Annotated in this window: 17 protein-coding genes; 6 read left to right on the top strand and 11 right to left on the bottom strand. The window is 69.2% G+C overall.

Annotation, left to right across the window (positions count from 1 at the left end):
* On the top strand, positions 1-1,320 hold the full coding sequence (locus tag ACJ8AT_RS17985; RefSeq protein ID WP_407738986.1) for an HD-GYP domain-containing protein: 1,320 nt from the start codon (positions 1-3) through the stop codon (positions 1,318-1,320).
* Positions 1,321-1,356: 36 nt separating this feature from the next.
* On the opposite strand, the gene ACJ8AT_RS17980 is transcribed toward ACJ8AT_RS17985, so the two are convergent.
* Positions 1,357-2,073, bottom strand: coding sequence for a hypothetical protein (locus ACJ8AT_RS17980; protein ID WP_407738985.1), 717 nt, complete (start codon positions 2,071-2,073; stop codon positions 1,357-1,359).
* Between the two features lie 85 nt (positions 2,074-2,158).
* Positions 2,159-2,953, bottom strand: a complete 795-nt coding sequence (locus ACJ8AT_RS17975; RefSeq protein ID WP_407738984.1) for a type 1 glutamine amidotransferase domain-containing protein — start codon at positions 2,951-2,953, stop codon at positions 2,159-2,161.
* 84 nt (positions 2,954-3,037) lie between these two features.
* On the opposite strand from ACJ8AT_RS17975, the gene ACJ8AT_RS17970 reads away from it, so the two are divergent.
* Entirely contained in the window at positions 3,038-4,195 is a 1,158-nt protein-coding gene (locus ACJ8AT_RS17970) for a hypothetical protein (RefSeq protein WP_407738983.1), read from the top strand.
* A gap of 9 nt (positions 4,196-4,204) precedes the next feature.
* Here the strand turns inward: ACJ8AT_RS17970 and ACJ8AT_RS17965 are convergent, their stop codons facing one another.
* The 9 genes from ACJ8AT_RS17965 to ACJ8AT_RS17925 form a co-directional block, all read right to left on the bottom strand.
* Positions 4,205-6,502, bottom strand: a complete 2,298-nt coding sequence (locus ACJ8AT_RS17965; protein ID WP_407738982.1) for a hypothetical protein — start codon at positions 6,500-6,502, stop codon at positions 4,205-4,207.
* A gap of 177 nt (positions 6,503-6,679) precedes the next feature.
* Entirely contained in the window at positions 6,680-7,618 is a 939-nt protein-coding gene (locus ACJ8AT_RS17960) for an RluA family pseudouridine synthase (protein WP_407738981.1), read from the bottom strand.
* A complete protein-coding gene (locus ACJ8AT_RS17955; protein ID WP_407738980.1) occupies positions 7,612-7,875 on the bottom strand; it encodes a hypothetical protein in 264 nt (87 codons plus the stop codon). The genes ACJ8AT_RS17960 and ACJ8AT_RS17955 overlap by 7 nt, the downstream gene beginning before the upstream one ends.
* Before the next feature lie 78 nt (positions 7,876-7,953).
* Positions 7,954-9,429 (bottom strand): helix-turn-helix domain-containing protein, encoded by a 1,476-nt coding sequence (locus ACJ8AT_RS17950; protein WP_407738979.1) that lies wholly within the window; start codon positions 9,427-9,429, stop codon positions 7,954-7,956.
* Complete coding sequence (locus ACJ8AT_RS17945) at positions 9,426-10,445, bottom strand: P-loop NTPase (RefSeq protein WP_407738978.1); 1,020 nt, start codon at positions 10,443-10,445, stop codon at positions 9,426-9,428. The genes ACJ8AT_RS17950 and ACJ8AT_RS17945 overlap by 4 nt, the downstream gene beginning before the upstream one ends.
* Before the next feature lie 40 nt (positions 10,446-10,485).
* On the bottom strand, positions 10,486-12,165 hold the full coding sequence (locus ACJ8AT_RS17940; protein ID WP_407738977.1) for a hypothetical protein: 1,680 nt from the start codon (positions 12,163-12,165) through the stop codon (positions 10,486-10,488).
* A 153-nt stretch (positions 12,166-12,318) separates the two neighbouring features.
* Positions 12,319-12,912: an HNH endonuclease gene (locus ACJ8AT_RS17935; RefSeq protein WP_407738976.1), complete on the bottom strand. Its 594-nt coding sequence runs from the start codon at positions 12,910-12,912 to the stop codon at positions 12,319-12,321.
* A complete protein-coding gene (gene selA / locus ACJ8AT_RS17930) occupies positions 12,909-14,309 on the bottom strand; it encodes an L-seryl-tRNA(Sec) selenium transferase (RefSeq protein ID WP_407738975.1) in 1,401 nt (466 codons plus the stop codon). Before selA ends, ACJ8AT_RS17935 begins: the two co-directional genes overlap by 4 nt.
* A gap of 46 nt (positions 14,310-14,355) precedes the next feature.
* Positions 14,356-16,764: a transglycosylase SLT domain-containing protein gene (locus ACJ8AT_RS17925; RefSeq protein WP_407738974.1), complete on the bottom strand. Its 2,409-nt coding sequence runs from the start codon at positions 16,762-16,764 to the stop codon at positions 14,356-14,358.
* 108 nt (positions 16,765-16,872) lie between these two features.
* On the opposite strand from ACJ8AT_RS17925, the gene ACJ8AT_RS17920 reads away from it, so the two are divergent.
* From ACJ8AT_RS17920 to ACJ8AT_RS17905, 4 genes are all read left to right on the top strand, one after another.
* Positions 16,873-19,110: an ATP-binding protein gene (locus ACJ8AT_RS17920; RefSeq protein WP_407738973.1), complete on the top strand. Its 2,238-nt coding sequence runs from the start codon at positions 16,873-16,875 to the stop codon at positions 19,108-19,110.
* 106 nt (positions 19,111-19,216) lie between these two features.
* Positions 19,217-20,254, top strand: a complete 1,038-nt coding sequence (locus ACJ8AT_RS17915; protein ID WP_407738972.1) for a chemotaxis protein CheB — start codon at positions 19,217-19,219, stop codon at positions 20,252-20,254.
* A gap of 79 nt (positions 20,255-20,333) precedes the next feature.
* Positions 20,334-21,386: a chemotaxis protein CheB gene (locus ACJ8AT_RS17910; RefSeq protein WP_407738971.1), complete on the top strand. Its 1,053-nt coding sequence runs from the start codon at positions 20,334-20,336 to the stop codon at positions 21,384-21,386.
* 163 nt (positions 21,387-21,549) lie between these two features.
* Positions 21,550-22,593, top strand: coding sequence for a chemotaxis protein CheB (locus tag ACJ8AT_RS17905; RefSeq protein WP_407738970.1), 1,044 nt, complete (start codon positions 21,550-21,552; stop codon positions 22,591-22,593).
* The last annotated feature ends 48 nt before the right edge of the window (positions 22,594-22,641 follow it).

Genomic DNA, 22,641 nt, shown 5'->3' with positions numbered 1-22,641 from the left:
ATGGCCGAAAACCTGAAGATCACCCAGGCCCAGACGGAGAGCACCAGCGAGTTCGGCCGCGGCCACTCGGAGAAGCTGCAGGTGCTGGCGCGCGGCATGGTGTCCGGGCTCTACATGCTGGTGCGGTCCGTGAAGATGTACGATCCGGACAACGCCGTCTTCGAGAAGCCGCTCACCCAGCTGCAGGACATCATCAACCAGATCATCTCCAAGGAGGGGCGGCTGGAGCTGGTGGGCGTGAAGGACTCCTTCTACATGAACAACATGCTGGTGAAGGTGGACCTGAACTCCATCGAGAACCAGCGCTACCTGCTGTCGGAGATGCGGGCCAAGGACGTGGGCGGCATCACCGTGACCAAGCCCATCACCCTGCCCGAGCTGAAGAACTTCGTGTGGATCTTCAGCAAGGAGCAGACGTCCCAGGCGGACGAGGAGGGCCTGTCGAACCGGAAGCTGCTGAACATGAAGGTGGCCCGCTTCTCCAAGCTCAAGGAGAAGCTGAACAAGGATGCGGACCGGCTCGACAACCCGGACGACCAGAAGGTGGACCGGAAGAAGTACGCGATGACGGTCTACGCTCGCGCGGTGGTGTTCCTCCAGAAGTACCTGGAGTCGGTGCGAGCCGGAAAGCCGCTGAACTCGTCCAAGGCGCTGCGCATCGTCCAGGATCTGGTGGACATCTCGTACGATCAGAAGACGCACTTCCTGGGGATGACCACGACGAAGCGCGAGGCGGAGTACCTGGTCTTCCATCAGGTGAACGTGTGCCTGACGAGCATCGTGTTCGGCGCAGAGCTGGGGCTGACGAAGCCGCAGCTGCGGGATCTGGGGTACATCGCGCTGTTCCACGACGCGGGAATGACGACGATCCCGGACGAGCTGGCGACGAAGCGCGGGGCGCTGACGCCGGAGGAGAAGACGCAGATCCAGAAGGCGCCGCTGGTCTCGGTGCGCAACATCCTGATGGAGAAGGGCTTCTCGCGCTCGACGCTGCTGCGGGTGGTGACGACGTTCGAGCACAAGGCGGACTTCGGCACGGCGGTGAGGGACTCGCGCGGCAACATCCAGATGATCATCCCGAAGACGAACCTGGGAGTGTTCGCGAAGATCATCGCCATCTGCGACGCGTTCGACGCGCTGACGAGCAAGCGGCCGTACCGGGACGCCTACGGGCCCGAGGTGGCGCTGATGCTGATGTGGACGGAGATGCGCAACAAGTTCGACCCGGACCTGCTCACGGTCTTCATGCGCGTGATGGCGATCCAGCCGGTGAAGGTGCTCTCGAAGCGCCAGCAGAACGTGTCGATCGCTGGTATCTGAGATGCCCTCCTCCCGCGCTGTGCTGGCCATGGCCTCCTAGCTTGTTGCCGGCGGGAGCTTGCTGAAGATGTCCTCGCCCAGATCCGGCGCCACCTTGAACGGGTCCATGTTGCCGGGCGTCAGGATCTCGCCCCAGTGCTTCAGGTGGTTCCAGAAGCCACCTTGCCTCGGGTTGTAGCGATCCATGTCTACGAACGCGCCCTCGGGACCGAAGCCCATCTGCAGCGCGTACTGGGTGCGGTTCTCGCGCACGCCCCAGTCGCTCACTCCCTGGTGGAAGAGCGACAGCGGCTTGTCCTCGGAGAACTTCCCGGCGCGGACTCCGTCCTGCACGCTCGACTTGAAGTGGGCCATCGCCGCCGGATCCGGCTCGAAGAGGAGATCAAACCGGAGGTTGGTGCCTCGGATGCCCTCGGCGCCGCCCTTGAGCCGCAGCCCGGTCAGGTCCACCCCGTTATGCTCGAGCCGCTGGGTGATCAGGAGGAAGACGCCCCGCTGCTTCGGCGTGAGGCCCGGGTACATCTCCCGGCCATTGGGGCCGAGCAACGCCTGCTGCACGGCATCCAGCTCGTCATACGCCTTCAGCCCGTCCGCCGGGCGGGCGCTGGTGGCCGTCACCCCCGCGGGCGCGAAGACGTCGACAGGCCGCTGCTCGGGGGGAGCCGCGTTGCGCGTGGCGGAAGCACTCCCCACCCGCGTATCGGACGACTGCACGGGCCGGAGCGTGGGGCGCGAGGAAACGGGAGAGGTCATGGGGGGCTCGGCTCCTCTGAGGCGGATGCTCCCAAGATGATACGCGCCTTTTCCTTACGAGACGAGAGCCAGAGGCTTCATCTGATCAACGCCCCGCCGCCTTGAGTGAAGGGCTCACCGGCACCGCCTCCACCTTCGCCAGGAGGCGCTGCGCGAAGACCCAGGCGTCCCCCGGAAAGCGCGCCGAGAGGTAGTGGCCATCCTCGACCACGAAGCCGGCCTCGGGGCGGGGAGTTCCGCCGAGCACCAGCGGTCCCCGCTCGAACTGCGACGGATGGCGGAGCAAGGAGCGAACCTCGTCCGCCAGATAGGCGTCATAGGTCCGGTAGTGCCGGCCGTTGCGCAGGAACGTCGTGGCGTATGCGCCGAACTCCATGAGCTTCGTGAGGGCCGTGGTGCGCCGCTCGTACAGGACGCTGCGCCCGTCCGGGCCCTTGGTGCGCGCCAGCGCCAGGACTCCGTGGCAGATGGCTCCCACCGGCCGCCCCGAGGCCCAGAAGGCCGCGAGCTTCGCTTGCAGGACGGGGCTCTCCAGGTACGGGCGCATCCCTGGCGCATGGCCTCCCGCCAGCAGCACCGCATCGTAGGCCTCGGGATCGATATCCTCCCAGCGAAGCGGTCGCTGGAACGCCGCGTCCTGCTCCAGCGCTCGGTAGCGTTCGAGTGCCTCGGGGCTGATGAGCAGTCCTTTCGGAAGCGGTCCTCCCAAGGTCCGCGGATCCGCTCGAGGCGCGCCCTGACCGGACTCGGAGGCGAACACCACGGTATGCCCGGCCTGCGTGAGCACGTGCCACGGGATGGCGATCTCCGTCGGGTCGAAGTCACGGTCCGGTAGCGGCGCGAGGATGCGGCGGGCGGAAGGCAGGGAAGCTCCAGGCATGGACACGATAATCCCGCCAGCGATGCCGCGATGCAATAAACCCGGGCCCTTGCGATCTCGAAGTGTCGGATCGCACCTTGATCGGTGGCGTCTCACTCGAAATCGCCTCCCCGATCGAGAGGCAAGCGAGGTAGCAGCGAGGCGGAGCTCTCCGCTCGGCAGCGCGAGCTGTACGCCCTGCCCCTGGAGGAGTTCACCCGGGCCCGGGATGCGCTCGCCAAGGAGCTCGCAGCCAAGGGCCGGGCCCAGGACGCTCAGGCCATCAAGAAGCTCAAGCGGCCCGTCGTCGCCGCGTGGGTCGTCAATCAACTGGCGCACCAGCACCCGGATCATCTGGAGGAGCTCCTCGCCGCCGCGCGTTCGCTCGAGAAGGCCCAGCGCCGAGCCATGTCCGGACTGGCCTCGGAGCCCCTCAAAGAGGCCAACCGCGCCTTCCAGCGCGCCCTCGATACCTTGATGAAAGACGTCACCACCTCGCTGGCCGCGACGGGGCGTCCCGCCATGGGCGATCTCATCCGTCAGGTCGACGAGACGCTGCGCACCGCCGCGCTCGGCTCGGAGGAGGACCGCTCCACCCTGACCCAAGGCATGTTGACGCGACCGCTCCACAGCTCGGGATTCGGCCCCTTCTCGGGTCTCGAGCTCGTCGGCGCGGCCACGGACAGAGCCCCACGCAGACCCGAGAAACCACCTCCGAGTCCACGACCCGCGAAGCCCGCGGAGCGGCCTGCGCCGAGCGCTCCCCCCACAGGCGGCAAGGTGCTGCACGGCCCCTGGAAGCCTCAGCCAGCGCCTCCGAAGCGGACGGCCCCTCCACCCGCGCCCCGGCGGCCAAGCCGTGCTGAGACCCAAGCCCAGGCCCGGCAACAGCGCGAGGTGGAGCTGCGACAGCTCCGGCGGGAAGCCCGGCAACAAGCGGAGCAGGCCAATCAAGCCGAGCGCAACGCGCGCCAGAGCGTGGTGCGGACGAACGCCGTGCTCAGAACCGCCGAGGCGAAGACACGTCACGCCCGGGGTGCACTCGAAGCCGCGGAGACCAAGGCCCAGAAGGCGCGCGAGGCGCTCGAAGCCGCCGAGGAACAGGCTCGTCGCGCACGAGAAGCGCTCGAGGCCGCGCAGGAAGCGGAGCAGGCCCAGGCCGAGGAAGCCTCCCGAGCGGAGGAGGAAGCCCGGGCCGCGGAACAGGCGCTTACCCAGGCCCGGCGCCACCTGCAACAGACCGAGTCCCGCCTGTCCCGATAGCCCGCTCCCCTACTTCTTCTCGGCCCCGCCGGCGCCCTTGTCTCCCGCCGCGGCGGCACTGCGGCCCCCAGGCCCGAGCAGCCCCTGCATGGAGTCGAAGAGGTTCAGGTTGGAGCCGCTGGGCAGGAACACGACCTTGTCCAGCCCGCCGACCACCGCGGCCTGAGCCTGCGCGGCCACCGCCTTGACGAAGTTCTCTCCACCCCCGAGCGCCTCGACCCGCTGGCGGAACTGATCGGCCTCCACGGCGGTGAGGCGCGCCTGCCGATCCACCTCGAGATCATTCATCCGCTTCTGCCGCTCCAGGGCCACCTCGCTCATCATGCGCTCGCGCTCCAACTCCGCCTCGGTGCGGATGCGAGACGCCCGGGCCTCGGCCTCCGCGCGGGCCAGCGCCTCCTCGCTCTCCACCCGCGCCTTCTCCAGTTCCGCCTCCGCCTCCACCTTGGCGTGGCTCAGCGTGGACAGCTGGTGGTTCTTGTTCTGCAACTCGATGAGCGACTGCCGCTCGGCCTCCGCCTTCCGGTGGCTGGAGATGTCCGCCAGCTGCTTCTCCTCCTCGCTGCGGATGCGCTTGAGCTCGGCGGCGGCCTGCGCCTCCTGCTTGGAGGCATCCAGCTGGATCTGGATGTTGGTGTCGATGGCCTCGCGCAGCTTGAGCGCCGTCTTGTCATCCACCGGCGCGATGTCCTTGATGTCGATGTCGATGATGCGCAGCTGGTTCTCGGAGAACAGGCGATCCTTGCGCGCCTTGCCCGTCTCATCCACGCCGAAGATGGCGCGGCGGATGAGCACGCTGGCGTTCTTGTGGAACGTCTCGAAGTCGTTCTCCGCGGCCACCTGGCGGATGCGTGAGGCGAGGTTCTCGCAGACGTAGCCGACGAAGTCGTTCACCCGGAAGATGGCCTTGTCCTTCTCCGAGTCGCCATCCACGTCGAACTGCCACTTGTACGAGAGCTTGATGCGCAGCCGGGCGTGATCCCGCGTGGCCACCTCGAACAGGTCCGTGGCGAAGTCCGGCCCCAGCCGGAGCATGATCACCTTGTGCAGCCGAGGCCGCTTCGGCGTCCCACCGGACAAGTCCAACACCGTCACGTCCTCGTAAGGACGCAACATCACCTTCGCGGGACCGAACTCCACCCGGGCGTGGTTGGTCTCGAAGTCGTTGATGAGCACCGCGGTGTTGTCCTCGATGCGCAGCACGATGGCGCGGGTGCGATCGATCCGATCCGGGGAGACCATGGCCTGGCGCGGCGCCTTGACATCCTTGCCATCGACAGCCGCCAGCTGAGGGGCTTGCACGGAAGGAGCCAGCCCGAGCAGCGCCTCGGCGTCCGGGGAGAGCCGCTTCTCGTGCAGCTCCTGGTGCGCCTCGGGCATGAACTGGCACGGGCCCTGGACCAGCGACACCTTGCCCGAGCGCAGATCCCTCACGTAGAGGCCCTCGCCCTGGCCGAGCGAGAGCGCGGCGATCTCCTTGAGGATGAGCACCCTCTCGTTGGGCACGTACGTCCGAGGCCCGCGGACGATCCACGTATCACCCGCCTTGCGAGGCCGAGCCTCGCTGCCCTCCTCCGGCTCGGAGAAGTCATCGAGCGCCTGGAGCTTCAGCCCCTGCATCTCGGAGAGGACATGCTTGCGGCGGACATCCCCCTCGAGGACTTCGCCCGGCTCCAGGAAGAAGACATCCGGTCCGGTGAGGACCTTGCGGCGGCCCTCCTGGATCTTCCCGGTGGTGCGGTCCACCGGGTTGAGCACGATGCAGTACTCGGTCTCCTTGAGGACGCGGGCCTTCTCGGCCGAGACGACGACCACCGCCGCGCTCGGCACGTAGCGGCCGGGCCCACGGACCAGCCACTCGTCACCGGCCTCGCGCAGGCGCGGGCCTCCGGGTGCACGCTCGTCCGTGAAGGCGGTGAGCGCACGCAGGCGCAGCGCATCGTAGACGCCGAGCACGTACTCGGGAGTGATCTCTCCCTCCAGCTCCTCGCCCGGATAGAGCGGGAACACCTGGGGGCCGACGCGGACCTCGCGATCACCCACGGCGATGCGGGCCTGGCCGAAGTCATCCAGCGCCACCCGGCCGTCCTCGCGCACCACGGGGTTGCGCACCACGCACCAGCTGCCGGTGCCCAGCTCGATCATCCGGCTCTTGGAGACGAGCGTGAGGTGGGCCTCCAGCGTGAGCACCTTGGGGCCGATCTCCACCAGCACCACACCGCGGTTGGCGTCCTCGATATAGGCGTACTCGCGGTTCTTCAGGGAGATGCGCTGGATGGCTTCGCTGCTGTTGTTCGAGGGGGGCACGGGAGACCTGCTCGGTGAGAGTTCCCTGCCCCTCAATGCGAGCCGCGTGCCTGCACCGATCCAGACGGGAGTCGCTCGAAAAAGGAGGAATTCCCGCCCAGATTGGATCACCCGCTCGCTCCAGAGTGGAGCGGCATGCGCCAGCGTGGAGCGCTCGCAGGGTGCTCGGGCAGGGGTTCAGCGCAAGCGCGCCAGGGCGGCCTGGAAGTCCTCTGGGAGTGGGGCCTCCAGCTTCAGCGCCTTGCCCGTCCTCGGGTGCGTGAACGCCAGCCGCCACGCGTGCAGGGCCTGACGCCCCAGCGCTTCCTGCGCCTCGGCCACCTGTCCCTTCCCCTTCCGCCCGGCGCCGTACAGCGCGTCGCAAAGCAGCGGGTGCCCGGACTCGGCCAAGTGCACGCGGATCTGGTGCGTGCGGCCCGTCAGCAGATCTACCTCGACCAGCGTCGCGCCCTCGAAGTGCTCGCGCGCCCGGTACGCCGTGATGGCCTGCTTGCCCTCCTTCACCTTCCCCGTGAACTTCTGCCGGTTCGTGGGGTGGCGCCCGTACAGCGTCTCGATCCGGCCCTCCAACTTCGTATGGCCGTGCACCAACGCCAGGTACGTCTTCTCCACCGCTCGCGTCTTGAACGCCTTCTGCAGCGCCACCAGCGTCCGCTCGTTCTTGGCCACGACCAGGCACCCCGTCGTGTCCTTGTCCAGGCGGTGGACGATCCCCGGCCGCAGCTCGCCGCCCACCCCGGCCAGATCCTTCACCCGGTGCAGCAGCGCGTTCACCAGCGTCCCGGACGCGTGCCCCGCTCCCGGGTGCACCACCATCCCCGCCGCCTTGTTCACGACGACCAGATCCCGGTCCTCGTGCAGCACCTCCAGCGGCAGCTCCTCGGCCACCGGGACGGCCGCCACGGGCGCGGGGATGTGCAGCACCAGCTGCTCCCCGCCTCGCAGACGCAGCGAGGCCTTCGCGGGCCGACCGTCCGCCAGCACGTGGCCAGCCTCGATCAGCCCCTGAATCCGGGACCGGGTGAGATCAGAAAAGGTGCGCGCGAGGTGCTGATCCAGCCGCTCGCCTCGGGCCTCGGGCGGGGCTCGGTGCTCGCGCGCCTCGGCGGCTACCAAATCTTCGACTTCACGTGCGCCTTCGAGCGCAAGACGATGTCGTTGACGGCCCGCTCGAAGAAGTTCGCCTTGGTGTAGATCTCGACGCTGACTCGGCTCTTGTAGAGCTCGCGCCCCTCGTCGAGCTCGTCCTTGAGGATCTCGAAGAGATTGTCCTGCTCGATGCCCTTGATGATCTTCTGCTCGTTGTAGAGCGAGATATCCGAGGCAATCGCGCGGGCGAGCCGCATCGCCTTGACCTTTTCTTCTTCTGTCATTGCGCTTCTTTCATATGCACCGCAATGCGGGCCGTCAACTTTCCTCGTCGGTCCTACTTTACCCTGCGTGTGGGTGGATTACTTCTTCTTCGGCTCGGCGGCCAGGGCGAGATAGCTCCTGGACACCCGGAGCGGATCCAGCCCCAGCTCACGCGCGATGTTCATGAGGATGCCACGCAGGTACACCGTGGCCGGGAGCGCGGTGTAGCGATCCGCCTCGACGTTCTCCAGGTGCTTGGAGGAGATGCGCGTGCGCTCGGCCAGTTGGGAGAGCGACAGGTTGCGGCTCTCGCGGACCCGGCGAAGCAGCTCGCCGTTGAACTCGGTGTTGGGCGGCAGCTCGATGGGCTTGGGCCGGGGCTCGCGCGCCTTGGCCGCCACCTGGGCGAGCGCCGCCTCGGCGGTGGCGATCGCCGACTCCTGGGCGAGCTGCTGGGCCTCCTCGAGGTTCATGCCTGCCGCGGGCTGCGAGCGGGAACTCCCCTTGCCCGCCTCGCCCGTGGAGCCTCCTGGCTGCACGGTGGGGGTCGATCGGCTGATGCGCCGGCTTCCCGAATTCACCGGCGGCGGAGTGGTGAAGGTCCGGCCAGAACGCCCGGACGGAGAGGTGCTCCCGGGCTTTGAAGCGGCGGCCCGAGCCCCCTCACGCGACGGCGCGGGAGCGGTGGAGCTCGTACTCCGCGCAGAGACCTCGTCCGCACTGGCCGGAGCCGCGGCTTGGGACGGCACCGGCTCGGCGGCAGGTGTCGAGGCCAAGGTGGCAGCGACCTCCGAAGCCGGGGAAGCGGCGGGAGTCGACGGTGCGGTGGCCTTCGCCTCGTGCGCTGCCTCCTGCGTGGGCGGAGGCCCGTCCGTCTGCGCCGCGGCGGAGAATGGAGAGAAGAACGCGGAGCCCGTGGTCAGCGAGGGCGCTGGAACCAGGACCGAAACGTGCGAGATGGCGTAGCTGCGGAACGCCGCGTGGACCTGGCTCGGCGTCACCGCCCCCGGCATCACAAGCTGCCCCGGCGGCACCGGGCCCGGCGCTGGCACAGCGGGAGAAGACTCCGCGGGCGCCTCGCGAGCCGGCACCACCTCGGGCGTGGCCTTCACCTCGGGCGCTGGAGCAGGCGCCGAAGCCGCCGCGGCGACAGGAGCGGAGGCCGCGGGTGGCTCGCTCGAAGCAGGCTTCACCGGGGAGGAAGGAGCAGGAGCCTCGGGCGTCGGGCTCACGGGCCTGGCCTGGGTCGAGGCGGAGGCCTCGGGCTGAACGGACTGGGCCGCGGCCGCCAGCGCGGGAGCCATGGCCACCACGACGCCGGCCTCGGCCCGGTTCACGCCGATCATCCGGTCGTATTCGGCGCGGAGATCCGAATCGGTGAGGATCTCCATCGCCTCGGTGAGCCGGGCGCGCAGCGCGTCGATCTGCCCCGGGTCCACCAGCGTGTACACGGCGACGGAGTCGGGCGAATACGTCTCGATCGCGCGCTCATAGGCGGCGCGGATCTCCGTCTCCGGCGCGGAGGCGGGGATCTCGAGGAGCTCATAATAGGTCTGCTGCTCGAAGGGCTTCATGGTGTGGAGGCGCTGCTGCTGATGTTGCCGTCGAGGGTCAGGATACGGGCCGCGATGCGCTGGAGTCCCTGGGCCGCGGCCGAGTCGGGCCGCTCCAGCAGGACGGGCCGGCGCCTGCGCACCGCCCGCCAGGCCTCGTCGTCGTAACGAATGGCCCCCAGATCATCCATCTCCAGGCCGAAGAACTTCTTCCACGCGGACACCACCGCCCCGCCCACGCTCAGATCCGCGTCCGTGCGGGCCTGGTTCACCACCAGGCGGATCCGGAACGACTGCAGATCCCGCTCCAGCCTCGCCCCCGCGGCGGGATCCTGCTGGCGCACCTGGGCGATGAAGTCATGAGGCGTGCGCAGCGCGCCCTCGCGGGTGGTGAGGGCGCTCTCCACGAGATCCTCGATCCCGTACTGCGCCTCCACCTGCTGCAGCCGGCGGAAGAAGGCCGCCTTCACGAAGCGGTAGGCGTTCTCCACGGCCGTGGGCTCGGGGAGCACCACCAGCACGCCGTGGTCGGCCACCAGGAAGAAGTCCAGGGTGTTGAAGCTGGTGCCCGCTCCCAGATCCAGCAGCAGGTAGTCCACCGGCTGGGCCAGCAGCGAGCGCAGCAGCTTCTGCTTCTGGGCGTACTTGATGTTGGCCGCGTCCAGCACGTCCTGCGCGCCGGCGATCAGCGACAGCTGCGGCACGCCCGTGGGGATGATGATGTTCTCGAGCTGGACCTTGTTGCTGCGGACGAAGTCCGACAGCGTCGCGCTGGGCTGGCCCACGCCGAGACAGGTGTGCAGGTTGGCGCCTCCCAGATCGGCGTCCACCAGCAGCACGCGCATGCCCGCCTGAGCCAGCGCCACGCCCAGGTTGGCCGACACGAGCGTCTTGCCGATGCCTCCCTTGCCGCCGCCCACGGCGATGACTCGCCGCGGACGGGCACGCTTGGACAGCCCCGGAGGTCCGGCGCTCGGAGTAGGAACAGGGGTGATCGACGCGGTAGCGGAAGGAGCGGGCTTCAAAGCACCTCGCATCAAAGCCCGTCCTGCCCTCCGCGTCGACTCCCTGGCCCGACTACAGGATGATCACCTGGCAGACGCAGGGCTCGGTGCCGTTGCAGGCCGTGCCACTGTTCGCTCCCTCGCAGTTCAGCCCCGAGCAGCACGGGCTGGTCTGCGAGCATGCCTGGCCGCTGGCCGAGCAGGTAGCGCCCGGCTGGCACGTGCCGGAGGTGGCCCCGTTGGGCACCTGGCACATCAGACCCTGGCAGCAGTCCGCGCCCGAGGTGCACGCCCCGTTCTGCGGCTGGCACACCGCGGGTGCCTGGCACACGCCGCTGGAGCAGATGCCGGAGCAGCACTGCGAGGGCGAGCTGCACGAGGAGCTGTTGGGCTTGCACGTGGTGCCACCATCCGCGCCACCCGAGCCTCCATCCGTGCCGCCCGTGCCACCGTCGGCGCCGGGGCCCGGAGTGGTGGGCGTACGGCAGGCGAAGTTGACCTCGTCCACCTGGAGGCACTGCGTACCCGCGCAGCACGCCGAGCCACCGTCAGCGCCCTTCGAGCAGGTGGAGCCCAGCGGCGAGCACGTGGGGCGCTGGCACGTCAGCGTCCCGTTGCCAGCCGGCAGGCACAGGCCGCCGTTGCAGCACTGGTCGGAGAACTGGCACGTCTGGTTGTCGTCGATGCAGCACGGCGCCGTGCCGGTGTAGCCCGTTGGGCACCCGGTGATGCCCCCGCCGCCAAAGCAGCGCGGCACTCCAGACGAGTCCACCTTGCACACGGCCTTCTTGCCATCGCAGCAGTTCTGCGAGGCGTTGATGTTCGTGGAGCCACCGTCCGGCAGCGTGCCCGCGCCGCAGATGTTGCCCACCCCGTTGCAGGCGCTGCCGTTGTCGCACCGGCCGCCCGCGCAGTTCACCGAGCCGTTGGGGTTCACCCCTCCACCGCAGCAGTCGTTGGCGCCGGTGCAGTAGTTACCGGTGAGCTTGCAGCCACCCACGGGCTGGCACACCGGGGCGCCGTAGCCCAGATCCACGCAGGTGCGCGAGCAGCACGTGGAGCCATCCGAGCATGGGTTGCCATCCTGCCGGCACCCGCCGCCGCCACCGCCGGTGACGAACTGGCAGCGCCCTGCCCCGCCGTCCGTCGTCGAGCACGAGTTGCCGCAGCACTCCGCGTTGCTCTGGCACTCGTCGCCATAGCCCTTGCACGTATAGGCGCGCGTGCAGATGCCGCCCTGGCAGTTGGTGGAGCAGCACTCCGCGGGCGAGGCGCACGCCTGGCCCAGCACCTTGCACTGCGAAGAGGAGCCGGGGATGTCCGCGCACGTGCCCGCGGTGCACGTCTTGGTGCAGCACTGCTCGGCTCCGGTGCACGCCTGGCCCACGTCACGGCACAGGTTGGTGGCGCACTTGCCGGTGTCGCAGATGTTGGTGCAGCACTCCCCGCCCGTCTGACAGAACTCGCCCGCGCTCTTGCACAGTTGGTTGGGCTCGGGACACAGGCCGTTGTCACCGCACACGCCTGTACAGCACTGATTGCCCGAGGTGCGGCTGCACGCGGTCCCCTCCTGCAAGCACTGCGAGCCCGGCCCGGCGTCCGGCGCGGGGAGCACCCCGCCGTCATCTCCACCCGGGCCCGCGTCCGGAGTCTCCTCGGGAGGCTTCGGATTGCCTCCGCCACAGTCACAACCCACGATGCTGAAGGCCAACGCGATGGCGCCCAGCATCAGCAACGGATTCGCTGATCTCACGTGTCTCCCCTTCCCTGCGGGCCGGCTCGCCATGGGGAGCGAGACCCCGGCCCGGAATCTGACGCACAGCACACACCTGTGCGCCAGGGGGACCCCTTCAGCCAGAAATCGGCCACACCCGGCGTGCCGGGGGCCTTCGCGGAGAGAGCGGAGCTACTCGTCCAGCAGCTCGACGTTCCAGTACGAGGCGTCCTCCACTCGGAGGAACGGCAGCCACTCCCGGTAGGTGACGCGCCGGATGGCGCCACGGAACAGCGGCGTCCACCGGGGACGGAAAGGGTTACGCAGGAGCTTCATGCCGGCCTGCTCCGGGGTGCGCCCGCCCTTCTTGAGGTTGCAGGGCACGCACGAGCAGACGACGTTCTCCCAGGTCGTCTTGCCGCCGTCGCACCGGGGCAGCACGTGGTCCAGGTTCAACTCCGAGCGCGGCAAGGTGCGCCCGCAGTACTGGCAGGTGTCGGCATCGCGCGCGTAGATGTTGAGGCGTGAGAAGCGTACCCGGCCCTTGGGGAGGTACTCGTACGCGGAGAGCACCAGCACCCGAGGCACGCGGATGGAGCGGTTCACCGTGGTGATGCAGTCGTGCGTGGCGCTCAGGGCGGCCCAGTCCTCGAACTCGTAGAGCCGGTACTGGGCGTCAATGGCCTTGGCCACGCCCTGGTACAACAGCGAGAAGGCCCGCTTGACCGAGGTGACGTGGACGGGTTGGTAGTTCCGATTGAGGACCAGGACGGCGCTGTCGATCATGGGCGGCTTTCCTGTCTGGCGGTGCCGACAATGGCCTCGGCAACCTGCCCGAGCTCCTCCTCCGCGAGACAACGAACGTCGAGAACCACCTCGCCGTCCGCGATCCTTCCAATAACCGGCGACTCGGAGCCCCGCAGGCGATCCAGGAATACATCCGGCTCCCCAACTTTGAGGATGCACGCGAAGGAAGGCAACCGGGCCAAGGGCATAGCCCCCCCGCCTACCTGCCCCGACACCGTGGCGACACGGGCCTGGACACCGCGAGCGGCCAGTAACTGGTGAAGGCGTTCGGCCCGAGCGCGAAGCTCCTCTGGCCGCTGGGAGAGCAGGCGCCAGGTGGGCACTGCCTGGGGGCGGCCGTCGCGGTACAGCTCCAGGGTGGCCTCCAGGGCGGCCACCGTCATCTTGTCGATGCGCAGCGCCCGGGTGAGCGGGTGCGACTTGATGCGCGAGAGCAGCGCCTTACGCCCGACGATGATGCCAGCCTGGGGGCCTCCGAGCAGCTTGTCTCCGGAGAAGGCCACCACGTCCGCGCCGGCCTCCACGGCCTGGGGCACGGTGAGCTCGGAGGTGAGGCCCTCGCCCTCCAGCGGCAGCAGCGCGCCCGAGCCGAGATCCTGGAACACCGGCACCCCGCGAGAGCGCCCGAGCGCGGCCAGCTCCGCCACGCCCACCTCCTCCGTGAAGCCCACCAGCGCGAAGTTGGAGCGGTGCACCTTCACCAGCAGGCCCGTCTCCGGAGTCAGGGCGGACGCGTAGTCGGCGAGGCGGGTGCGGTTGGTGGTGCCGACCTCGACCAGGCGGCACCCGGACTGGCGCATCACGTCCGGCACGCGGAAGCCTCCGCCGATCTCCACCAGCTCTCCGCGCGAGACGATGCCCTCGCGCCCCGAGGCCAGCGACGCGAGCACCAGCAGTACCGCGCCCGCGCAGTTGTTGACGACGAGCGCGTCCTCGGCGCCGCTCAGCTGCGTGAGCAGGCCGATGACCGGGGCGTAGCGGCTGCCCCGCTCGCCCTCGTCGAGATCGTACTCGAGGTTGGAGTAGCCCCGAGCCACCGCCGCCACGCGCGCCACGGCCTCGGGGGCCAGGGGCGCGCGGCCCAGGTTGGTGTGCAGCACCACGCCGGTGGCGTTGAGCACGGGGCGCAGGTTCGGCGTGGCGAGCTGGCGCAGGGCCGCGTCCACGTCCGCGTCCTCGAAGGGCCGAGCCTCACCGCGCAGCAGCCGCGCCCGGACCTGCTCCACCGCCAGCCGCAGGGCTGCGACGGCTCGGGCGCGAGGCACTGCCGCCAGCCGTCCCTCCAGCGACGGCCGGTGCAGGAGCTGCTCGATGGACGGCAGAGCGCGAAGGAGCGCGTTCTTTCCGCCGTCCCTGCTGTTCGACGGTGCCTCCACATCCCCGAGTCTAGGAGACGCGGGACGCAAGCGCTAGCGACAGCGGCTAGTGAGCCGCCGGCAACAGGCCGGCGGACTTCACCGCGGGGACCTTGGCGGTGTGGCCGTAGAGCAGCTGGTACGTGTTATACGAGCGCAGCACGCGCTTGATGTAGCCGCGGGTCTCGGCGATCGGCACTTCCTCCACCCACGCATCCAGCGGCATGCCCTTGCGCTCGGCGCGCCACTTGTTGATGGCTCCGGAGCCCGCGTTGTAGCTGCCCACCGCGAAGGGCGCGTTCCCGTCGAACTGCTTGACGAGCTGCCCCAGGTAGTGCGCGCCCAGGCGGATGTTCATCTCCGGCTCCAGCAGGGACTCGACGCGGAAGCGCTTGATCTTGAGCTGCTGGGCCACCGCCTTCGCCGTGAACGGCATCAGCTGCGTGAGCCCCAGCGCTCCGGCCCAGGACAGGGCCTTCGGGTCCAGCGCGCTCTCCTCGCGCATCAGCGCCTGCAGGAGATCCGGCTCCACCCCGGCCTCCTTGGTGTGCTTCTCGATCAGGTTCCGGTACGCGTTCGGATAGGCGATCTCCCACACCGGCCGCGTCTGCGGGGTGATGCGCCCGCTCAAGTCCCTGCGCAGCGACACGCGCGCCACCGCATGCGCGCCCCGCTCGTCCCCGGCCATGGCCAGCAGGTGCACCAGCAGCCGCGAGGGCTCGGCCGCCAGCCCATTGCGATTGACCGCCAGCAGCTCGGCGGACACCGCGTCCAGGAAGCCCAGGCGCAGCAGCTCCACGCCCGCCAGGAAGTGCGGATCCTTCTCCATGAGGGGCCCGGTGTGCATGGGCCACGGGCTGGCGGACTCGGCGGTGAAGACCAGCTGCGGGGTGATCTTCGCCAGCCGATCCTTGTCCACGTCACCTAGCTGGGCGCGCGCCATCAGCCCGTAGTAGGTGGCCGGGTGCTCCACCGCGAGCTTCTCGAAGAGCGCCACCGCGCCCTGCGTGTCGCCGCGCTCCTGCAGCGTCCGAGCGCGCCAGTACAGCGCCCGCTCCAGATCATACGACTCGTCCGCGTCGGCGAAGCGCTTCTCGATCTTGTCGAGGATGGACAGCCCGCCATCCGGCACCTTCGCGCTACGAGCGATCCAGAACGCCTTGAAGAGCGCCTCGCCCACGAAGTCGCCCTGCGAGTAGTTCTTCTCCAGCTCCTCGAGCCGGGCCAGGGCCTGAGCCGGCTGGTCCGTCTTCACGTACAGGTCCGCCGCGTAGAAGAGCGCGTCATCCGCGAACGAATGGCCCGGGAACTCCTTCGCGAGCCGCTCGTACACCTGCGCCCCGCGCTTCATGTCCACGATGGAGGCCGACGAGCCCAGCACGTACATGGCGCGCGGCAGCAGCTCCGCGTCCTGGCACTTGTCCACCACCGGCGTGAGCACGGAGATGGCCTTGGTGTGGTTGCGCTCCTTTCGCTGGCCCTTGCCGTAGGCGAAGTGCGCGCGGCACGCGAGCGGATCCGGCAGCTTCAGCGTGGACAGCAGCGGCTCCAGCACGGTGAGCCCCTGCTTGTTGCGGTGCAGCTCGATCAGCTGCTCGGCGCGCGCCACCAGGGCCTCCACCGGAGGCTTGATGCCCTTGAGGCGCCGATCGGCCTGCTTCGTCAGCGGCGAGAGCGGATAGAGCGACCACAGGCGCCACAGCGCCTCGCGCTCGTGCACCTTGTCCTTCTTCTCCGCGGCGATGTCGGCGACGGCCATGAGCGCCTCGGCGCCCACGTTGCGGCCAAACAACGGCGCGGGCCGGTTCGCCAGCGGCGCGAGCGCGGCCATGGCTCCGTCATAGTCCTTCTTCTTGCGCAGCACGCGCCCGAGCGCCAGGCGCGCATCCACGTACAGCTTCGAGTCCTCGGACACCGCCGAGAACATCTTCGCCGCCGCGTCGAACTTGCCCAGATCCTCCAGCGCCATGCCCGCATGCGTGAGGCAGCGATCCCTCAGCGCCGGGTAGTCCTCGGCCAGCGAGGCCATCTCCACGGCCGCGCGGGCATCATCCCCAGCGCGCACGGCGCTCAGGGCGCGCAGGTAGCGCACCGGCAGCGAGTCTCCCTCGTTGGCCAGCAGCTCGCGGGCCTTCAGGTACAGGCCGCGATCGAAGGCCGCCTTGGCCTCCTTCTTCTTGCCCTCGGCGAAGTACGGCGTCAGCTCGGGCAGCCCGTACGCCTTGCCCTTCGGGACCTCCACCTCCGCCTTCTTGGGAGGCGCCACCTCGGGCATCGGGAAGGCCGGGTTGAAGATCTCCACATACTCCGGCGGCAGCGGAGCCTTCTCCGCCTCCGGAGGCGGAGTGAGCTGCGCCTCGGTGGGAGCGCCGTCGGTGCGGGGTTGGGGCGCGCTCGTGGCCTCGGTGGCCACGGGCTGCGCGGAGGCCAGCGAGGCAAAGGAGACGACGGCAATCAGCGAAAGGGCGGATTTCATGGGGGAGGGCTTGCAGCCCTTTTGGATGCGCTCGGGCACGCCCGAGGACAACGGGAGACAGTCAAAAAATTTCCGGCCGTGGACACAGGTTAGACTGTTCGCTCGAACATGGACATCCGAACCCAGAGCGCGCTCCTCGCGTCACTCGTCGGCCTGGCGCTCGGGCTGTCGATGCTCCTGCGACCAGGCAGGCCGCGGGTGGTGACGCTGTATTCCGTCTTCGCCCTCACGGTGGCGGGGTACTACCTGGCGCTCTTCCTCGCCGGCATCTTCCCCGAGCCCGGCTGGGTGTCCAGAATCGCCGTGGGCGCCACCCTCCTGGTGGCCTCCTTCGTCCCCGGCGCGGCCGTCTCCTTCTTCCTGGAGTTCCTGGGTGTTAGCCAAGGCACCCACATGCTCGGCCGACGGCTGGGCCTGCTGTCGAGCGTGTTTGGTGTGGTGGTGGCCGTCACCCCGCTGGCGCAGACGAGCTGGGCGCGGATGGCCACGGGGGTGTGGGTGCTAGGCACCCTGCTCACCTCGGTGAGCCTGCTGCTGAACCGGGTGCGCACCCAGGAGTCGCGCATTGAACGGTTGCGGCTCATGTACCTGGCCATCGGGGCCGGGGCCTCCATCCTGCTGACGGCGTTGGATCTGGTGGGCCGGCGCTATGACATTCCCCTGCCTCCGCTGGGGCCCATCTTCTCCACGCTCTACCTGTTCTTCCTGGCGCAGACGCTGCTGCGGCTGCGGCTGATGGACCTGCACGAGCTGCTGGGGAAGATCGCCTCGCAGACGGTGCTGGCCTTCATCCTGGCCGCCGTGTTCACCGTGCTCACCGTGTGGGTGAAGACGAACACGGGCCTGTTCGTCTTCAACACGGTGGTGGCCGCCTTCGTCATCATCATCCTCGTGGAGCCGCTGAGGGTGAAGGTGGAGGAGCAGGTGGTGGCCATCTTCTTCCGCGAGCGCTTCGAGCTGCTCCGGGCGCTCGGGGCCCTGCGGGCGCGCATGGCCAACGTCATCGACATCTCCGAGGTGACGCGGATGCTGCTGGACGCACTCCACGAGACGGGCCGCGTCACCCACGCCTCCGTGTACATGCTGGCCGAGGATCGTCCAGGCTACCGGCTGCTGGACTCTCGCGGCCCACCTCCCGAGGGCTTCCTGGACACGGCCGCGGCGCGCGGGTTGCTCCTGGCGGCCGCCTCGGGCCAGAAGGCCGTGCTGCTGGAGAACGTGGAGAACCGGCTCACCGCGCTGCGGGTGCACTCCACCGAGGGCAAGCGCTTCCGCGACGAGATCAAACGCCTGCAGGACACGCGCGCCTCGCTGCTGCAGATGAAGGCCGGCATCAGCGTGCCGCTGGTGGGCAACGATCGGGTGATCGGCTTCCTGAACCTGTGGGACGAGCGCGTGCCGGAGGCCTACGCCTCGGACGAGATCGCCCTCATCCTCTCGGTGGCCGAGCGCGTGGCCACGGTGCTGGAGAACTCGAAGCTGTACGAGAAGATCCGCGAGCGCGATCGCCTGGCGGCGCTGGGTGAGATGGCGGCGGGCCTGGCGCACGAGATCCGCAACCCGCTGGGCGCCATCAAGGGCGCCGCGCAGTGCCTGGATCCCAAGCGGCTCCCCGGCGAGGACGGCGAGTTCCTGGGCGTCATCGTCGAGGAGGTGAACCGGCTCAACGGCGTGGTGACGGCGTTCCTGGACTACGCGCGCCCGCTCAAGCAGAGCTTCGGGCCCACGGATCTCAACGAGGTGGTGACGCGCACCATGCGCCTCGTTCAGAACGACGTGCCCAAGCAGATCGAGCTGGCGGTGCAGCTGGATCTCACGCTGCCGCGCGTGGACGCGGACGCCGAGCAGCTCAAGCAGGTGCTCATCAACCTGGTGCAGAACGCGGTGCAGGCCATCGGCGACACCGCCGGCCGCATCACCGTGGGCACCGTCAAGCCGGACCGCTTCGGGGACTTCCGCGGCAACATGAACGAGTTCGTCGAGGTCCTCGTCTCCGACACGGGGCCTGGCATCCCCTTGGACCAGCAACAGCACATCTTCGTGCCCTTCTTCACCACCAAACAGAAGGGCACGGGGCTGGGGCTGGCCATCTGCCAGCGCATCGTCAAGAATCATGGCGGGAGCATCTCCGTCCACAGCAGGCCCGGCGAGGGGTGCTCCTTCGTCATCCGCCTGCCCGCGCTGCCGGCGGAGTCACAGCCGGTGGAGGCCTCCCCCACGGAAGGTGCGCCCCTGCCCGCGAGCCGGCCCGCGCTTCCCCCCGTAATCGAGGAACCCCGGGACAGCCCTCCTCCCAAAGGCCCTGAGTCCAAGCCCAAGCGGGAAAAGAAGCGCAAGGCGGGCTGAAAGAAGCGCGAAGCAGGCTCATCCGGCTTGATACAGTGCCCACCGTGAGTCGTAGGCGAGCGGCCCACCCCTGGGGTAGAAACGCACCTGGAGTTCGGAGAACCTCATGAGCAAGCCCATCCAAGTCCTCCTCACTGATGATTCACCCACGATGCTACAGGTGCTCACACGGCTGCTGTCTGCCCAGCCGGATGTGACGGTGGTGGGGACCGCTCGGGATGGTGAGGAGGCCGTCGCGCTGGCGCGCTCCCTGAAGCCGGATGTCATCACCCTGGATGTGCAGATGCCGGGCATGGACGGCCTGGGCGCCACCGAGCGCATCATGGCGGAGACGCCCTGCCGCATCCTCATGGTGTCGGGCGCGCCGGACACGGACCTGTCCTTCCGCGCGCTGCAGGCCGGAGCGCTGGAGGTCATCGCCAAGCCGCAGGGCTCGCCCGAGGACGTGGCGCGCTTCGGCGTCCGGCTGCTGTCGGCCATCCGGCTGCTGGCCGAGGTGAAGCTCGTCACCCAGCGCTCCGAGGGCCGCGGCACCGCCCCCGTGCTGCCGCCGAACGCGCGCGTGGCGGGCTTCGCGCTCACCTCTTCCATTGGCGGCCCCACGGCGCTGGCCTCGCTGCTGTGGCTGCTGCCGCGCAGCCTGCCCTACCCGCTCTTCGTCGCCCAGCACATCACCCCGGGCTTCACCGTGGGCCTGCACCGCTGGCTGACCTCGCTGTCGCCGCTGCCGGTGGAGATCGCCCGCGCCTCGGAGCAGCCCCGGGCCGGCACCGTCTACCTGGCCCCGGATGGCCACCACCTGCGGGTGGGCATGCAGGGAGAGCTCGTCATCGAGAAGGCCTCGGGCAGCACCTTCCCCTCGGGGGATCTGCTGCTGGCCTCGCTGTCACGAGCCTATGGCGCCCACGCCGCCGGCGCGGTACTTAGCGGCATGGGCGAGGAAGGCGCAGTGGGGCTGATGGCCATCAAGCGTGCCGGCGGGCTCACCTTCGCGCAGGACCCCGAGACGTGCCTGGTGGCCGGAATGCCGGAGGCGGCGCTGCGCAACAAGGCCACCGAGCACAGCGTGTCCCCCGAGGCCCTGGCCAACATCCTCCGTTCACTCGAAGGCATGCCCCCGCCGGGCTCTCCTCCGGGCATTTGATCCTGCTCTGGGCGGGCGAATCGTCAGGTATGTATGGCACGGTTCCCCGAGCACCCTCGCCCCCCTCTCTGAGGCGCACATGAGCTCCACCATCCGAGTCCTCATCGCAGACGACTCGCCAACCATGCTGAAGATGTACTCGGCGCTGCTGTCCTCGGCGCCGGACATTCAGGTGATTGGCACGGCCAAGGATGGAGAAGAGGCCTTGGAGCTGGCACGCACGCTCCATCCGGATGTCATCACCCTGGATGTGCGCATGCCGCGCATGGACGGGATCGAGGCCAGCTCGCGCATCATGAGCGAGGCCCCCAGCCGCATCCTGGTCATCTCGGGCGCGGTGGACGCGGAGATGTCCTTCAAGGCGCTGCAGGCCGGAGCGCTCGAGGTCATGCCCAAGCCGCGGCCCGGCCTGGAGGGCCTGGCCAACTTCGGCGTGAAGCTGATCCACATCATCCGGACCATGGCCGAGCTGCCGCTGGCCGAGCGCCGGCCGTCACCTCCTCCCGTGCCGGGTCCGGTGCCCACGCCCCCCCAGCCGCAGCAGGCCCGGGTGAATGGCTTCGGGCTGGTGGCCTCCACCGGTGGCCCGCCCGCGCTCTGCCTGCTGCTGTCGCTGCTGCCGCCCAAGCTGCCCTACCCCATCTTCATCGCCCAGCACGTCTCGGACGGCTTCACCGCGGGCCTGTGCCAGTGGCTGGGCGCCGCCTCCACGCTGCAGCTCGAGGTGGCGCAGACGGGCACCCGGCCCCAGCCCGGCTACGTCTACCTGCCGCCGGACGGGCACCAGCTCCAGGTGATGCTGACGGGAGAGCTGCTCGTGGAGCCCATCCCGGTCGCCAAGGCCGCGCTCGGAGACACGCTGCTGTCCTCGATGGCGCTGGCCTACGGCAACCGGGCGGGAGGCGCGGTGCTCACGGGCATGGGCTCGGATGGAGCCTCGGGGCTGCTGGCCATCAAGCGCGCCGGAGGCATCACCTTCGCGCAGACTCCCGAGAGCTGTGTCGTCCCCGGCATGCCCGAGGCGGCGATGCGCAACGGCTCCACCGACACGCTCCTGTCGCTGGAGGCGCTGGCCTCGGCCATGCGCGCCCTCACCGGCACCGTCCCCCCGGCCTTGCCCGTTCGGAACTGAGCGCCTCCGCGCGCCTGGTTCGTCTCGGACGCGACAGTCTACGCGAGCTCCTCGCGACAGCCCATACGACCCAAGGCGTAGGATGGGGCCATTCTGCGAATAGAATGCATGAAGTAGGCTCTGTGTCCTGCTTGCCGTGCGCCCGACGGCCTTCGAGGTGCCCATGAACCCGCCGATTCAGGTCCTCCTTGCGGATGACTCGCCTACCATCCTGCGAATGTTCACTGGATTGCTCGCCTCCGCCCCGGATATCCGGGTCGTCGGTACCGCGAGCGATGGGAAGGAAGCGGTGGAGATGGTGCAGTCGCTCCGCCCGGACGTCGTCACGCTGGATGTGCGGATGCCGCGGATGGACGGCATCGACGCCACCCAGCGCATCATGAGCGAGGCCCCCAGCCGCATCCTGGTCATCTCGGGAGCCATGGACGCGGAGCTGTCCTTCAAGGCGCTGCAGGCGGGGGCGCTCGAGGTGATGCCCAAGCCGACGCCGGGCAAGGACGGCGGCCTCACGAGCTTCGGCCACCAGCTCATCCACACCATCCGGGCCATGGCGGAGATCCCCCTGGCGCCGCGCAAGCTGGTGCTCGGCCACCCGGCTCCGCCGCCGATGCTGCGCGGAGGGCGGGTGAACGGCTTCGGGCTGGTGGCCGCCACGGGAGGCCCGCCCGCGCTGGCCATGTTGCTGTCCCTGCTGCCTCCGAGCCTGCCCTACCCGATCTTCATCGCCCAGCACGTGTCGGTGGGCTTCACCTCGGGGCTGCGCCAGTGGCTGGGGGCGGCCTCGCCGCTGCAGTTGGAGATGGCACGCACGGGCACCCGGCCCCAGCCGGGCCACGTCTACCTGGCGCCGGACGGGCACCTGATGCAGGTGCTCATCACGGGTGAGCTGCTCGTGGAGTCGGTCCAGGGCCGCCACGTGACGGCGGGAGACACGCTGTTGACGTCGCTGGCGCGCGCCCATGGAAACCGGGCCGGGGGCGCGGTGCTGACGGGCATGGGCACGGACGGAGCCATGGGGCTGCAGGCCATCCGTCGCGCGGGGGGCCTGACGCTCGTGCAGAACCCCGAGAGCTGCGTCGTCCCGAACATGCCCGAGGCGGCGCTGCGCATGGGCGCCTCGGACATGTCGCTCACGATCGATGAGCTGGCCTCGGCCATGAGGGCGCTCTCCGGCGCGCTGCCCGCCACGCTGCCCTTACGGAGCTGAGCGCCCTGCCTGGCGAAGCGACTCTCGTTTCTTGAGGGTTGGCACTGC

Origin of the sequence: Hyalangium sp. (assembly GCF_045802625.1) — a bacterium.
Classification (GTDB): Bacteria; Myxococcota; Myxococcia; order Myxococcales; family Myxococcaceae; genus Hyalangium.
Note: the sequence above shows the minus strand (reverse complement) of the source record. Positions and strands in the feature narration are given on the sequence as shown.